This window comes from Spirochaetota bacterium, from assembly GCA_004297825.1.
Taxonomy (GTDB): domain Bacteria; phylum Spirochaetota; class UBA4802; order UBA4802; family UBA5368; genus FW300-bin19.
Genome location: SCSX01000010.1, coordinates 1 through 14735, shown reverse-complemented (window position 1 = coordinate 14735; position 14735 = coordinate 1). Strand labels below are relative to the sequence as shown.

15 protein-coding genes are annotated in these 14735 nt (G+C 51.0%); 2 read left to right on the top strand and 13 right to left on the bottom strand.

Going from position 1 to position 14735, the window contains the following annotated elements; all coding sequences use genetic code 11:
* Positions 1-33: 33 nt before the first annotated feature.
* On the bottom strand, positions 34-813 hold the full coding sequence (locus tag EPN93_01340; GenBank protein TAL39434.1) for a hypothetical protein: 780 nt from the start codon (positions 811-813) through the stop codon (positions 34-36).
* Positions 814-959: 146 nt separating this feature from the next.
* On the opposite strand from EPN93_01340, the gene EPN93_01335 reads away from it, so the two are divergent.
* Positions 960-1901, top strand: a complete 942-nt coding sequence (locus EPN93_01335; protein ID TAL39433.1) for a M23 family metallopeptidase — start codon at positions 960-962, stop codon at positions 1899-1901.
* A gap of 32 nt (positions 1902-1933) precedes the next feature.
* Here EPN93_01335 and EPN93_01330 read toward each other — a convergent pair whose 3' ends face one another.
* From EPN93_01330 to EPN93_01280, 11 genes are all read right to left on the bottom strand, one after another.
* Entirely contained in the window at positions 1934-4009 is a 2076-nt protein-coding gene (locus tag EPN93_01330) for a diguanylate cyclase (protein ID TAL39432.1), read from the bottom strand.
* A 1-nt stretch (position 4010) separates the two neighbouring features.
* The gene (locus EPN93_01325; GenBank protein ID TAL39431.1) at positions 4011-6419 is read right to left on the bottom strand and encodes a hypothetical protein; all 2409 of its coding nucleotides are present in this window, start codon (positions 6417-6419) and stop codon (positions 4011-4013) included.
* Between the two features lie 201 nt (positions 6420-6620).
* Complete coding sequence (gene atpC, locus EPN93_01320) at positions 6621-7019, bottom strand: ATP synthase F1 subunit epsilon (protein ID TAL39430.1); 399 nt, start codon at positions 7017-7019, stop codon at positions 6621-6623.
* A gap of 3 nt (positions 7020-7022) precedes the next feature.
* Positions 7023-8438 carry a F0F1 ATP synthase subunit beta gene (gene atpD / locus EPN93_01315; protein ID TAL39429.1) on the bottom strand — a complete coding sequence of 472 codons (1416 nt, stop codon included), beginning with the start codon at positions 8436-8438 and terminating at the stop codon, positions 7023-7025.
* Positions 8439-8489: 51 nt separating this feature from the next.
* Positions 8490-9368 carry an ATP synthase F1 subunit gamma gene (gene atpG / locus EPN93_01310; protein TAL39428.1) on the bottom strand — a complete coding sequence of 293 codons (879 nt, stop codon included), beginning with the start codon at positions 9366-9368 and terminating at the stop codon, positions 8490-8492.
* A gap of 40 nt (positions 9369-9408) precedes the next feature.
* Positions 9409-10935 (bottom strand): F0F1 ATP synthase subunit alpha, encoded by a 1527-nt coding sequence (locus tag EPN93_01305; protein ID TAL39427.1) that lies wholly within the window; start codon positions 10933-10935, stop codon positions 9409-9411.
* Positions 10925-11503, bottom strand: coding sequence for an ATP synthase F1 subunit delta (atpH, locus tag EPN93_01300; GenBank protein ID TAL39426.1), 579 nt, complete (start codon positions 11501-11503; stop codon positions 10925-10927). Before atpH ends, EPN93_01305 begins: the two co-directional genes overlap by 11 nt.
* 44 nt (positions 11504-11547) lie before the next feature.
* Positions 11548-12057, bottom strand: a complete 510-nt coding sequence (atpF, locus tag EPN93_01295) for an ATP synthase F0 subunit B (protein ID TAL39425.1) — start codon at positions 12055-12057, stop codon at positions 11548-11550.
* Positions 12058-12084: 27 nt separating this feature from the next.
* Positions 12085-12375, bottom strand: a complete 291-nt coding sequence (atpE, locus tag EPN93_01290; GenBank protein ID TAL39424.1) for an ATP synthase F0 subunit C — start codon at positions 12373-12375, stop codon at positions 12085-12087.
* A gap of 137 nt (positions 12376-12512) precedes the next feature.
* Positions 12513-13373, bottom strand: coding sequence for an ATP synthase F0 subunit A (gene atpB, locus EPN93_01285; protein ID TAL39423.1), 861 nt, complete (start codon positions 13371-13373; stop codon positions 12513-12515).
* A gap of 61 nt (positions 13374-13434) precedes the next feature.
* Positions 13435-13746, bottom strand: coding sequence for an AtpZ/AtpI family protein (locus EPN93_01280; protein TAL39422.1), 312 nt, complete (start codon positions 13744-13746; stop codon positions 13435-13437).
* Between the two features lie 252 nt (positions 13747-13998).
* On the opposite strand from EPN93_01280, the gene EPN93_01275 reads away from it, so the two are divergent.
* On the top strand, positions 13999-14256 hold the full coding sequence (locus EPN93_01275) for a hypothetical protein (protein ID TAL39421.1): 258 nt from the start codon (positions 13999-14001) through the stop codon (positions 14254-14256).
* A gap of 15 nt (positions 14257-14271) precedes the next feature.
* Here the strand turns inward: EPN93_01275 and EPN93_01270 are convergent, their stop codons facing one another.
* Positions 14272-14643 (bottom strand): hypothetical protein, encoded by a 372-nt coding sequence (locus tag EPN93_01270; GenBank protein ID TAL39420.1) that lies wholly within the window; start codon positions 14641-14643, stop codon positions 14272-14274.
* Between the last annotated feature and the right edge of the window lie 92 nt (positions 14644-14735).

The following is a 14735-nucleotide window of genomic DNA, read 5'->3' as shown; positions in this document are numbered from 1 at the left end:
ATGAAAACACGCCGCCTGCCGATTTTGGAAAAGTCAGCGATCGGCCTTTTTAATATCGGGAACGTTAATGACCTGAAGGGCCTCACCCAGGAAATCCTTCATGTATTTGAGGGCCTCCAGCACGGTCTTGCCCTCGAAGAAGTGGTTTTCCTCGTACTGCGCGTATTCTATCGTATCATCGGGATTGAGCACCATGGTCCCGCCGAATTCGGCGTCCGAAATCAAGCTGGTTATGAGCGTCTTCGCCGCTTTAAAAAACTCGCTCAATTCGAAAAGGAAAATACGCGCCTGCTTGATCCGCATTTGGGTGAGCTGGCCGCTGTATTCCGTTGACTTCGTCTTCTCGATATCCGAGATGGTGAGCTGGAACTGGTTGAGTCCCCTCCCGCATTGATCGAGTTTTCGGTAGAGTCCGTCCCGAACCCCGGAATTCGAATAATCGAGCTTCGTGTGCTGCTCGGTGATAATTCCCCATATATTCTGTTCGAAGTGAGTCTTGATGCTCGCCGCGATGTTGAAATCCTCATCGCTCTTGTACGGCGAGAACTGCTTCATTTCAACGGCGACAAGGCTGGGGAAGCGCGTGAAATCGATTTTTGCCTGGGCCGGCGGAGCCATGAACTCTGCGCCCAGCATCTGCTCCAGGTCCTGCAGGTCCGTGTTCGGGTATATCTCACCCAGTTTTTCACGCAGCGCTTCTATATCCTTCTTGACCCGCGCTTTCTGTTCCGGGCTTCGGCTTGTCTTGATCACGCCTTCAAGGGCCTTGATGGATTTGACGACTTTCAGAGCCTTTTCTTTATTTTCATCCATAAATTCAACACTTATTCGCTGCGAGGTTTCGGAAAATCCCGTCCGGTTTTCATAAGCTACCATCGTCCGCCCGAATATGCAATTAAAATATTTATTCCTCAATTAATAGTGGCATCGGGCCGATAGTAAAACCAAAGGTCCAGATTATGTCATATGGGAAAAACAGGGGTCCGATACTACATGTCCTCGCGACGTTATCGGCGTGCATTCTTCTTGTAACCTTCACGCCCAAGACCGCCCATGCCGGAAAAATCGCCGACATCGAGTCGCTTGCCCTCACCTCGGAGCAGATCAAGGCGCTGCGCGCCGATATCGCATCCGCCGTGTCCGTCATCAAGGGGAGCAGGGATGCCGCCGAGCTCCCGTCTCTGCGTTTTTTAAGATACAAGGTGCGCACCGGGGAATCGATCTGGACCATTTGCGCGGCGACCTCCCAGAACCTCGACACCATTATATCGATCAATGCCCTCTCTTCACCCCTTGACGTGGCACAGGGAAGGGATTTGTACATTCCAAACATGCGGGGAATCGCTTATCGCGTATCCACGGGAGAAACCTTTCCCGCCATCGCGCGCGCTACCGGCATCGAAGCGAAATACATTTCCCGTTGTAACGCGTCCAGGCTTCCCGAATCGGGGTATGTCTTTATTCCTGGTGCAGGAATCACCTCTACCGAGCGCGCCCTATTCCTGGGTACGGCATTTTCAAATCCTCTGCGGAGCGGCCAGAAAACCTCCGGATTCGGGATGAGACGGGACCCGCTGAACAATGCCCTCGATTTTCACCGCGGCATCGACATTGCCTGTCCCGTCAATACCACGGTATACTCTTCCCGTGCGGGCAAGGTGGTGTATTCCGGCTTTTACGGTGGCTACGGAATGCTCGTGATAATCCAGCATCCCTATGATTATTATTCCTACTATGGGCACCTGAACAGGGCGCTTGCGCCGCTTGGCGCGGAGGTTGGGGCCGGTGAGCCTATAGCGCTTTCAGGGAATTCGGGGCGCACCACGGGACCGCACCTTCATTTCGAGGTACGCAAGGGGTGCCGGCCTGTGAACCCCGGCATGCTCCTTAGTCCCCATTAATGCATCCCGTGCGGCGGATTTCGACTGTCGATTTATTCTATGGCGTCAAGAAGGGCGAATACGTCTTCTCCATCTTCCGGGTATTCCGCGGTCAGGTACATCAGCATCAGCTGCATTTCCTTCCTGTGAAATAGCTGGCCAATTTCGTTGCGGATGGTGTTGGCGAGGGTGATCGCGAACTTTTTGTTTTTCCCGGGAAGCACTATGAGTATCTTGTTGCGTTCTACCCTGACCGCATAATCGGAATCGGAGAGCCTTGAAGAAATCGTTTTTTCGCAACGCTCGATGAGGGCGTTCGCGTCTTCGTTTCCGTAAAGGCTGTGATAACGCTTGAAATTCTTGATCGACAGCATCACGAGTGTGAAAGGTATACCCAGATCCTTCGTCCCGTTAAACGACTTTTGCAGTCTCCTGATGACCGGGTCGATTGTATCGACAAATCCGGCATCCCCGGTTCCCAGGGAGCGCATATTGATGGTATACGAAATGAGCAGCTTCGATAACCTGTCGAGATGAAGGTGAAGGCCCTGCGGATATTCTTTTTCCTCCATATGGAATACGGTCATGAACCCGAGGAGATTTCCGCCCGACTTGTAGGGGAACACCCAAAACTGCGACATCTTCCTGAGCATGGGCTCCGTGAACGAATTCCTGATGACGGTAATATCCTGAAAGGCGGATATCCTGGAACCTTCTTTCATCTCCAGCAGGTACGGCACCAGGGGATGATCAAGGGGGATCGTATGCCCCTCCCCGACGAGTCCCAGGCGATCCTCCTTCTCGGTGAGTACGGGTACGAAAGCGTCGTTCTTTCCGGCCCGAATAAAGAGGGCGTAGCTCGACAAGCCGAGCTTTGCGAGTTCCTCCCTGGCAAGGGCGTTTGCCGAATCAACGCTCACGCACCGTGTAATGCCGTTCATGAGCTCACCGATTGCGCTGTTGAGCCCGATGTCCTCCTTGAATGATATCGAGAACTTCTGGAGCTCCTCAATCGTCGCGATTTTTCTGAATACCATTGCGGCAATTTCCGCAATCGAGACCATGAAATCCTTTTCCGCATCGGTATAGTCGCCAATGGTGATTTTTTCTCCCACAACGATCACGCCGGGCGTCCTTCCGTCGGTCGTGAGGGGGCACAAGAGCCGCGCATCTATCGAGATAAGCCGAAAGTATTCTTCTTCGAATTCGGGGAGGTTCTTATATTCATCCAGGTCGATAATCTCCCGCCTGCCGATGATGGCCGAGAGAATCCCGCCTTTGTCCCTTAACGGCATCTGCTTATTTTTCAAGACGATGCCCCGGGACTCGACGATCGTCCAGACGCCGGGGTCTTTCTCTTCGGGAATGATAATCGACGCGGAAGACGTGCCGATCTGACCCATGACCGAAAATAGTATCACGTCGTACAATTCGCTCCTGGTCTCCGCGCGCACGATTTCCTTGCCGATCTCATATAACACCATAAAGTCATGAAATTTCTTATTATGCCGCGTCGTCTGTCCGATACGCTCAGGAAGCTCCGATCGAAATTTATCCCGGTCGAATTTCTCCTGCCCCGGGATCGCCGTATTTTCAGGGCCCTGTTTTTCGTCAGGCGTAAAATCATGACGTGCGGCATTGTCACCGATTTCCGGGAATTCAACGGCTGTGTCGCGCATGATATTTTGTTCCCGCAGTTTCGCGCCGCCGGGCTGGGTCTCATCCAGTCCCTGGAGGTCAAGTTTGTTGATCAAAACCGGCGGCTCATCTTCGGCCGTCAGGGGATCGATTTCGCCGGGTACCTCGGGACGGGGACGACTGATTTCCCCGGCAGACTTGTTTTCCTGCACGGGTTCATCATCTGCCTCGGGCTGTGCATCCGGCTTAACCGGGGAGCTCTCACCGGGCAGTTTGAATAGCTCATCATCGGTTACCATGGATACGTCACCTCCCGGCAGGTTTGTGACCGCGGCATCAGCACGCACCTTGTCGCTCTTCCGGCGGATTCCATCATCCGTTGTTCGCATAATTTCTGTTTCCGCGGGCCCCTGGATTTTATCGATGAGCGTTTTGCCCCCACGGCTGTTTATTTCTTTTTTATACTGGAGCGCCTTTTCGAGCAGACCCATTTTATTTACCCAGATCAGTCAGTACTTTCGAATATAAATCAAAATATTCCGAATCGGCGAATTTCCTGATAATGTCTTCAGGGAGCTTTTCAAATAACCCGTCGAGATACCAGAGGAGGTTTTTCAATACTTCCTTTTTATCGGGCGGGATAGTCTCGATAAACCGCATGATATCGGTACCGTTTTCTATAATGATCACCTCGCTGCTGATATCGGAAATCTTGTCCTCGCCCTTCCTCTTTTTCAGCACCTGGCCGAGTTTAAACCTGATTTCCTCTACGTCTTCCTCGTATATGAAGGCGCTTGATCCCGTGACATCCTCTTCGATGCTCCGCTGCTCCTCCGCCGAAAGGCTTTCCGGCCTGGGAACGAGATATGAACACTTTTTGAGCAATCTCAAGTCTTCCACGGGCTGGTCAAGACCGACCCTTATGGTCCTGAGTCTCTCCTCGATATCGATCCCCTCGTATTCCCGGGCGAACAGATTTTCATCCATCGTGCCGATCTCGTCTGAATCAAGACCGAGAAGCTCGACCGCCGTCGAAATACGCGTTTCATGTTTCCCCGCCGTCTTCACGTCGATATCATGGATGTACTGCTGGTAATCCTCGGCGACAAAAACGCTGTCGATCAGTTCGATCTCATCGTCACGGAAAGAATATTCGCTTTCAAGATCGGCGAGTAGATCCTCGAAGGCGGGGGTCGCTCCCTTCAATATGGGCGCAATATTCTGGACATCCTCGGAAGGACTCGCCTCAAATATGAATTGTACGGCGCCCTCCATTACGGTCGCTATCTCCGAAGTAATCCTGTCAAGTTCGTCGACATCGAGCATGGCAGACGCGGGTTGTTCTTTCCGCTCCACAAGCGAGTCATCGATAATATGCACATTCATCGCCTCGGTCCCGATACTTTCCAGGAATGAGGGTATAAGCTCCTTAGTGACCGTACGCTTTTTTTCAGGACGGGGCGCCGGGGATACAATACCCGTCTCCGCAAGCTTCTCTAAGGCCTCCAGGCTCCCCGATTCCGGCGGCGACACATGCGCCCCGTCTTCAATAATCACGATCCCCTGTTCCACGATCGGCGCATCGGATTTAACCTTCCCGGCGGACCTTTCGATTTGTTCAATCTCGATCGGCTCGAGATCCATAAAATCGGTTTCAGGGAAAGACTTGCTGACTTCCGCCAGGTCAGCCGAAACTCGCGTTTCTTCCGCATTTACCGCAAGATCGGGTTTTTGACGGATTTCATCCGTTGTTTCGTGTTCCGGTATAAAAAGTTCTTCCTCAAGTTCTAAATATTGTTCCTCAACCGCCGGCTTCGCCTTCCCTGCCGGTGATTCGGAATCGGTTTCAATAATTTCGGGTTCGATTTCGAGTACTATCAGAGAAGAGTCAATTTTATGTACCGGATCCTGCGCGACAACGAACGGCACTTCCTCTCCCATAGGGCGCTTTTCTTTTTCTGACTTTCCGGCCGCCTCTTTTGCTGATGTATCAACAGCTTTTTTCTTCGATACTTCTTTTGCCGGTTCCAGGGGAACCAGGTCAAATACCTCCAATTCCTCGATAAGATCATCCTCTGAAAGCAGGATCATATCCTCATTGGCAATTTTTTCGGCTTCCTTCAAGTCAATGCTTGTCAATTCCGAGATATCGAAATCCTCGGGCAGCCGTTCGCGGAGGTCTCTGGGGACTTCCAGGGTTATTCGGTCGTCACCCGGCGTCCTGAATTCGCCTGGAGCGGGCTTATCATGATCCGCGGTTAATTTTTCCCTGGTGCTTCTATCCGCGGCCTTAGCCGAATCCGGGGCAGTATCCTGACCTGATGATGTCGCACGCAATTCTGCGGAATCCTGGTCACGCACACCGCCCTTGTCTCTCTTCCCGGGAGCGGGACGATCCGATTCGGTATCCGCAGACTGGAGGGCTTCCATCTTGCCCTCGAGTTCTTCCAGCGAGTAGTAATCCAGATCGACGTCGTCTTCCTCGTTGATGATGACAATCCCTTCAGCAGCAGGGTGTGCCGTCGGCTTTAGACCATCGTCCCCAACCGCAGGGGACAGATTTTCCGGTTTTACCTCGGGGACGGGTTTCCGGGCCGGTTGCTTTTTTTCCAGCCGCGTGATTCCGTCTATTTCTGCTGCAAGCGAGCTTAAATCAAAATCATTCTTTTCTACGTTAGTATTCACCGTTACGGTATGCTGGTAATCATCCTCTATTTCATTTTCGGGGGAAACCTCGCCTGCCGAAGCCCTTATCTCTTCCATACGGCCGGCATCCCGAAAATCGTCATCGTCCCCATGACCGGTTTTCCCGACACTTTCTTCCACGGAGCGAACAGTGGATATTCTTTCGGGAAAATCCGCGATTTCTTCAAATTGAGTTTGTTCAAGCTCGGTAGCCATCACCCGGTTTTCCCCGTGGCTTTTATAGTATACATTTCTTATTTTACGTCTATAATAAAACAATCAACCGGCCCGATTAATAATATAATACGGGTCTACATTTTAAGTATCGGTATTCGGGAAAACTTGAGCCATAAAATATTTTGCCAAAACAAAAAAGGATGCCCACCGGGCATCCTTTTTTTGAATATAGCACTAAACCTATCTTGATGCTACCCGTAATCTCGCTTTGAGCTTCTTGAGTTCCAGGTCCATCACCATCCTTTCCCGGAACGCGGCCGGCTTTTCAGCTGTCTCGATATCCTTGATTTGCCTGTCAAGCGCATCCTTGGCGAGCTCTTCTTTCTTGAAAGCGCTTTCCGCAAGAACGATGAGCTCGTTTTCCCTGATTTCGACGAATCCGCCTTCTACGATAAGATAATTCGCCTGGTCAGCCGATCTGAGTCTGACTTCCCCGATTCCCAGTTCCGCGACCAGCGGAGCATGGTTGAAGAGGAAACCGATCTCACCGTCATGGGCCTGAACGACTGCGAAATCAATGTGCCCCTCGAAAAGCACCCTGTCAGGCGTTAAAACGCTGCACTGGATCTTTCTGCTCATAAATTACTTCCCTGATTGCAGTTTCTTCGCCTTTTCCAAAGCTTCTTCTATTGTTCCAACCATGTAAAACGCCTGCTCGGGAAGCGCATCATAGTCCCCGCTGATGAGCCCGCGGAAACTTTTAATCGTCTCTTCAAGCTTCACATACTTGCCCTGAAAGCCGGTAAATTGCTCGGCGACAAAGAAGGGCTGCGAAAGGAATCTTTCGATCTTGCGGGCGCGCTGTACGAGAAGCTTGTCTTCCTCGGAAAGCTCGTCCATGCCGAGAATGGCGATGATATCCTGAAGGTCCTTATAACGCTGGAGGATACGCTTTACTTCCATGGCTACGTCATAGTGTTCCTGGCCAACGAGTTCCGGGGCGAGAAGCCTGGACGAAGATTCGATGGGGTCAACCGCCGGGTAAATACCTTTTTCCGCGATCTGGCGGGAAAGAACCGTCGACGCATCAAGGTGAATGAACGCGGTCGCAGGCGCGGGGTCTGTAAGGTCGTCAGCAGGAACGTAAATTGCCTGCACCGACGTGATCGAACCGTGCTTCGTCGAGGTGATGCGCTCCTGGAGGGCGCCCATCTCGGTTGCGAGTGTGGGCTGGTATCCCACCGCGGACGGCATGCGTCCCAGAAGGGCGGACACCTCCGAACCGGCCTGGGAGAAACGGAATATATTGTCGATAAAAAGGAGCACGTCGCGCCCGGAAAGATCACGGAAATATTCGCATACCGTCAGCGCGGTAAGGGCGACGCGGAGACGCGCTCCGGGTGGTTCGTTCATCTGACCGTATACAAGACAGGCCTTGTTAATAACACCGGATTCCTTCATCTCGAGCCAGAGGTCATTTCCTTCACGGGTGCGCTCACCCACGCCCGCGAACACTGAAAAACCGCCATGCTGCTGGGCTACGTTGTTGATAAGTTCCATGATGACAACCGTCTTACCGACACCCGCGCCGCCGAACAGCCCCGTTTTCCCCCCTTTGATGTAGGGAGCGAGAAGGTCGATAACCTTGATTCCGGTTTCGAATATCTCCGATTTAGGCTCCAACTGGTCGAATTTAGGAGGTTCCTGGTGAATCGCGCGTTTCTGCTTGGCATGTATTTCGCCCTTTTTATCGACGGGCTGGCCCAACAGGTTCATAACTCGCCCGAGGGTCTCTTCGCCAACCGGAACGCTGATGGCCGCTCCCGTGTCGATGATGTCCGTTCCGCGCTTGATGCCATCGGTAGATTTAAGCGCAACCGCCCGCACCCTGTTCCCGCCCAGGTGCTGCTGAACTTCGCACACTATCTTGATTTTCTCACCCATCACTTCGATTTCAAGATCCAGGGCGTTGTAAATTTCCGGCAAATGCCCTTCAGGAAATTCGGCGTCCAGCGTGGAACCGATAACCTGAACTATTTTTCCTACATTCTGGCTCATGGCTTACTCCTTGCAAATGATGATATCACTCACTGGCTTCGTCTGTTCTTTCTATAGGGCAGATGCGCCGCCCACTATTTCAGCGATCTCGTTGGTGATCTTCGCCTGACGGACCCTGTTGTACCTGATGGTAAGTTCGCGAACCATTTCAGTTGCCGCATCAGTCGCGTTCTTCATCGCAACCCGGCGCGCAACCTGCTCCGAAAAACCGGATTCGATCAGACAGCTGTAAATCTTTACTTTAATGTAGAATGGCAGCAGCGACTGAAAAATCTTGTACGGGTTCGGCTCAAAAATATATTGTAAATGAAACTCAGCTGAAGCGTCCTCCACATCCTGCTTGTCCGGCGTAATGGGCAGGAGTCGTATTATTTCAGGCTTCTGCGTGGCCGAGGTGAGTACCTTCGTATACGATATATAAACCTCGTCTACTTCGTCTACGAATAGATTTATCAGCTCATTCCCCAGTTTAAGTGCATCGTCGAAGGTAAGCTTGTCCTCGAAATTCGGGATATGCTTAAATACCGGCTCCTTGACGAACCTGAGAAAATTGAAACCCTTTTTCCCGATATTGTACAGGAGTACTTCCTTGCCTTCCTCTATCGAGAGCTTTTCCTTGAACGCAAGGGTCTTGTCGATCACGTTCGTATTGTAACCGCCGCAAAGTCCCCGGTTGCCGGTAATCATGAGTATGAGCGCTTTGTTGGGATTCGGCCTTTCTTGAAGAAGAATATCGAACACATCCTCGACCCCCGATTTCCTGAGGTTCGCGATTATGTGGTCGAGCTTCTTCGAAAATGGCTGCGACATCGCCATCTTGTTCTGCATCTTCTTCATCTTGGCGGTGGAAACCATTTCCATCGTCTTGGTGATTTTCTTGGTGCTTGCCACCGACCGTATGCGCTTGAGTATTTCTCGTTGGGTTGCCACAGCTCTTCTTCCTTATCTCGTCGTATTGATGATTCGCTGTCTACCGTGCGTCTGCCTTCTTGCCGGCAAGGTAACTCTCGCTGAAATCCGCGCACACCTTCTGCAGCTTATCAAGGCTCTTGATTTCACCGGTCTGAAATATCTCATCGATAAGCTCGGGATGAGCATCGTTCATGAACTTGGTAAACTCCTTTTCGAACTTTTTTACTTCGTTTACCGGAACCTTATCAAGATATCCCTGAGTACCGGCAAAAATTATCGACACCTGTTCGGCAACCGATGCGGGCTCATACTGCCCCTGTTTCAGGATTTCCACAAGGCGCTGACCGCGGTCAAGCTGCTTCTGCGTTGAGGCGTCAAGTTCTGTACCGAGCTGGGCGAACGCTTCGAGCTCGCGGAACTGGGCGAGGTCGAGGCGCAGTGAGCCCGCGTACTTTTTCATGGCCTTGATCTGCGCATTGCCGCCCACGCGGGACACCGATATACCGACATCCACCGCCGGGCGGATACCGGAGGCGAATAGACCCGGCTGAAGGTATATCTGACCGTCCGTAATCGAAATTACGTTGGTCGGGATGTATGCAGAAACCTCACCTTCCTGGGTTTCAATGATCGGCAGCGCGGTAAGAGAGCCGCCGCCCATATCATCCGATAACTTCGCCGAGCGCTCAAGCAGACGCGAGTGGCAGTAGAAAATGTCTCCGGGATACGCTTCACGTCCCGGCGGCCTCCGGAGAAGCAGTGAAAGCTGCCTGTACGCGTTTGCCTGCTTTGAAAGGTCGTCGTACACGCACAGTGTATCCTGACCCTTATCGTACATGAAATATTCAGCCATCGCGCAACCCGCGTACGGGGCGATATATTGCAGCGGCGCAGGATCCGACGCCGTGGCGATAACGATGATGGTATAATCCATCGCCCCATGCGCCTCCAGCTTTTCGACAACCGCGGCTACGGTCGAAGCCTTCTGACCTATGGCCACGTATACGCAGATGACGTTTTTACCTTTCTGGTTTATTATCGTATCGATCGCTATGGCGGTTTTACCCGTTTTGCGGTCACCGATAATAAGTTCGCGCTGGCCGCGCCCGATGGGGGTCATCGCATCGATGGCCTTGACGCCGGTCTGGAGCGGAACCTTTACGGGCTGCCTGTCCGCTATGCCAGGGGCGAGGAATTCGACGGGACGCATTTTTTCGGAAGGAATAGGTCCCTTATTATCAAGGGGTATTCCCAGGGGATTAACGACGCGCCCGAGCACCGCGTCTCCAACCGGAACAGCCAGGATCCGGTTAAGTCTTTTTACTGAATGTCCTTCTTCAATTGTAAGATAGTCGCCAAGCACAACGGCGCCGATCGTATCTTCTTCCAGGTTAAATACCAGACCGTATGCCCCGTTCTGGAATTCAAGCATTTCACCGGCCATCGCGTTATCGAGACCGTATACCTTTGCAATACCGTCACCAACCTGGATGACCGTCCCCACCTCGCTTACATCGAGAGCGGACTTATATCCTTCGATCTCCTTCTTGATGATGGATTTGATTTCTTCGGTTTTAATCTTCATACACCATCTCGCTCCTGATCTTGCTGAGTAATAATTTCTCGCGTATATTTTTAAGATCCTTTGCCAGGGATCCATCGATTATTAAATCGCCTACCTTGATCACAACACCGCCGATAATTTTCTGATCTATAACTTCGTCTAAAATAATGACTTTTTTGAACTTCTCCGTCAGCGTATCCTTGATCTTTTGCAGCATGTCCGCACCGAGCTTCGCGCTCGTGGTAATCTTCACCCGCTGCCTGTTATTGATGATATCTATCTCATCCGCGAGCGACTGATTGATTTCCTTTATCAGGGATTGCCGGTTATTATCGATCAGCACCTTTATGAAGTTGACCATAACGTCCGACAGCTTCCCATTGAAGATTTTATCAATCAAATCCTTCTTCGAGTCCCTGGAAATACCCGGGGCATTCAAGTAGAGCATCAGTTCGCGATCCTCTTTAACGAGGCCCGCAAGAAAAACCATCTCTTCCTCGATGGCGGGAAGCATGTTTTTTTGCTGCGCAATTTCCAGCAGCGCGCTTGCATATGTCCGAGAAACGTCATTCCCTGCCACAGTCGTCACCCTCTAATTCCCTGGATAGTTGAATGGATAAGGACAGTTCAGGGTTACTGAACTGTCCTTATTTTCATAAGGGCTTCCTCAATGAAAGCCTTCTGGTCGTCAGGATTCAGATTTTTCAAAATCACTTTTGCGGCTATCTCGGTTGACAGTGTTACCACATCGGCCGTTAACTCGCTGAGAGCCTTGTCTTTTGCCATGAAAATCTCTTTCTTGGCCCTTTCCACGAGTTCCTTGGATTCGGCCCCGGCCTTTTCAATAATGCTGTTTTTGAGCTTTTCAGCATCGGCCTTGCCTTCGGCGATGACTTTAAACGCATCGTCCTTCGCCTTGTCCATGGTATCCTTGTACTGGGCAAGAAGCTTTTCCGACTCGAGACGGTTTTTCTCGGCGGTTTCGATATCACCGCGCACTTTTTCCGCACGGGCATCCAGTGCATCGATGATGGGCCTCCAGGCGGCCTTCCAGAGGATGAGCAATAACACGAGAAATGTTATTACCGTCCACAGCAGCAGACCCGGATCAACCTTCAGCAAACCTTCTTTTAACACATCCATAAGATTACCCGTTCAGGTGTGACTTTTTTAATGCTTTGCTTCCACAGCCGGTTTTTCGGGAGTCGGATAGGGAGCGGGCATCCTGACCGGTTCCTTGGTCGCGAGCATGAAGGTAACCACCAGCGCGAAGAAGGTAAAACCTTCGATAAGAGCGGCCGCGATGATCATCGCCGTACGGAGGTCGCCTGACAGTTCGGGCTGACGCGCCATACCTTCAAGAGCACCAGTTGCAAGTTTGCCGATACCGAGCGCGGCACCAAACACGATGAGACCAGCGCCAAAACCAGCACCAAGATAAGAGAAACCTAAGTATTCCATGAACTCCTCCTAAGATTTGTTTAGTTACTCGCAGTATCCTGCGTTAACTGTAATTTTAAACTCTTTTAAGATAAACTGAAAGCATAATTTTACACACACACACGTATCACTGCTATATCACCTGCATGCCACTGCGCTCAGTGGGCATGCATGGATGATCCGATGAACATCGCCGAGAGAGCGGCAAAGATATACGCCTGGATGAACGCCACCAGGAGCTCGAGCATGTAAATCATGAGGGACCCCGTAACGGAGCCTATTCCGACAAAATAATTCTGAAACATCATGACCAGATATATGAAGATGATTATAACGACATGGCCCGCAGTCATGTTCGCAAAAAGTCGTATTGTCAATGCGAATGGGCGGATGAAGAGTCCTATAATTTCAATAGGAAACATAAGAGGCAGCACGAAGGCCGGAACGCCGTGCGGCACCAAGCCTATCCAGTATCTAAAGACACCCTGTTTCACCATCCCTACCCCTACCATCCCGATAAGGGTAAGAATCGCCATCCCCGCGGTCACGGCAAGATTACCCGTCGCGGTGGACATCCCGGGGATAAGCCCCAGAAGATTGCAGAAAAGAATGAAGAAGAATACGCTGCAGAAATACGGCATGGCCTTCTTCACATAATGGTGATCGAAATTAGGCTCTACCACTTCGTCATGTACGAAGGAAATAAGCACTTCCCATAAATTGACCCATTTTGACTTTGACCCGTACTTAGCCTTCCTGACCCGCCTGGCGACAGGTATGAACACAAGGAGGCAGAGAAGCGCAGCGATCCACATCATGATCACCCAGCGCGTGATCCTCATATCGAAGATATCGAAAAGTTTGGTCCCTAAAAACTGTTCGTTGATTTTTCCAATAAAACCGGTGGTGATGGTATGGTCGGTAAGGTGGTGCATTACAATCTGATACATTGATTCCTCTTCGCCGTGCCCGCCACCGGAGGAAACAAACATATTAACGTATTGCAGTAAGTGAATCATAGCCCAACCCGCCTCGAAGCGTTGATGTTATATCATGCTGACGTATATTCTATATTCTACTCTACAGCCATTTTCTCCGTTTTTCGTCGCCCTTTTCCGAACCTTCTTTATTTTTTTCCAATGCCCCTAGTTCTTTGAACAAATTATAGAACCCGGCTATCATCCCTACTACCGCTCCTGCCAGCAGGAACCAGGGGGATGTCATATAACGGCTATCGACCCAGTACCCGGCGTATACGCAAATGAGCAAAGTTCCCGCCAGCTGCAGACCGACTGAAGAATACGCTAGTATGTCTTTTGTTGTCTTTCTGCCTGGCAACACTTTATGCGATGCGCTTTCCAAAACCGTGTGATCGCGTCTTGAGCAATACAAACATGCTAGTGTTTTTTGTCAACAAAATAAGCCGGGTCCTTTTTAAAAAAGTGCCCCCAATATACTATATTTTATATCCAACCCCAGGGAATACGTGCTGTATAGAATTTGACCATCATTTCATGCCGGATAAATTTTCTCCCTTCCGGAAAGCGTCATGCACCAGGCGAATTTCATCAAGCCCGGGAATGGGGGTGACGATATTAATACAGACAGAGCGCGTTACCGACACTATAAACCAGGATGCACACTATGAAGCTTTCGATCAAACTGCTCGAGGCCGAGAACGAATTTATCGCCAATTGCCCCGAGCTGGACGTAAATTGTTACGGTGTCGACCGCAGCGAAGCGGTGCGTCGCCTGCGTAACGTGTTGCGCTTCTACATGGACTCTGCCCAGGAATTCGGTCTCGCCATAGAGCAGTTTGACGACGTTTCAATCGAGGGCGAACATGTCCCCCTCGCACTTTCGGATGCGCTCAATCTCCCGGCGACACGAACCGTCAACTAGCCGGGAGCATTCGCATTATTCACCCTCGAGCTTCTTCATATCGATGGCGAATTCATTGCTTCCCAGAATGTCATCCTTCCAGTTTTTCAAAGCCTCGGAGCGCTTCTTGTTTTCAAGCATCTCCTTGATCTTGTCCCGCACCTTCGCAAGCGGTTCGATGACCTTTTCCCGATCGTTCCCCTTTTTCACATAGCTGTAATAGCGCTTATCCTTGTTTTCATTATACTCGTCGGTAATTTCTTTTTCTGTTACGGTGAGGTTGCCCGCGCCGATCTTTTTCATGTATTCGCCCGCCAGAATGGCATCCGCGCCGATGCTCGCTTTTTTCAGGTATTCTTCGTCTTTATCGAATCCCTTCGCTACCGCCACGCGCCTGAGCAGCTCCATCTTTAGAAAGTTTTCGGCCGCGGCCTTTTTCTTTTCATCAGTGAGGGGTTCCGCGGGTTTTTTACCGGTTTGCGATACGAGACGTTTGTTCA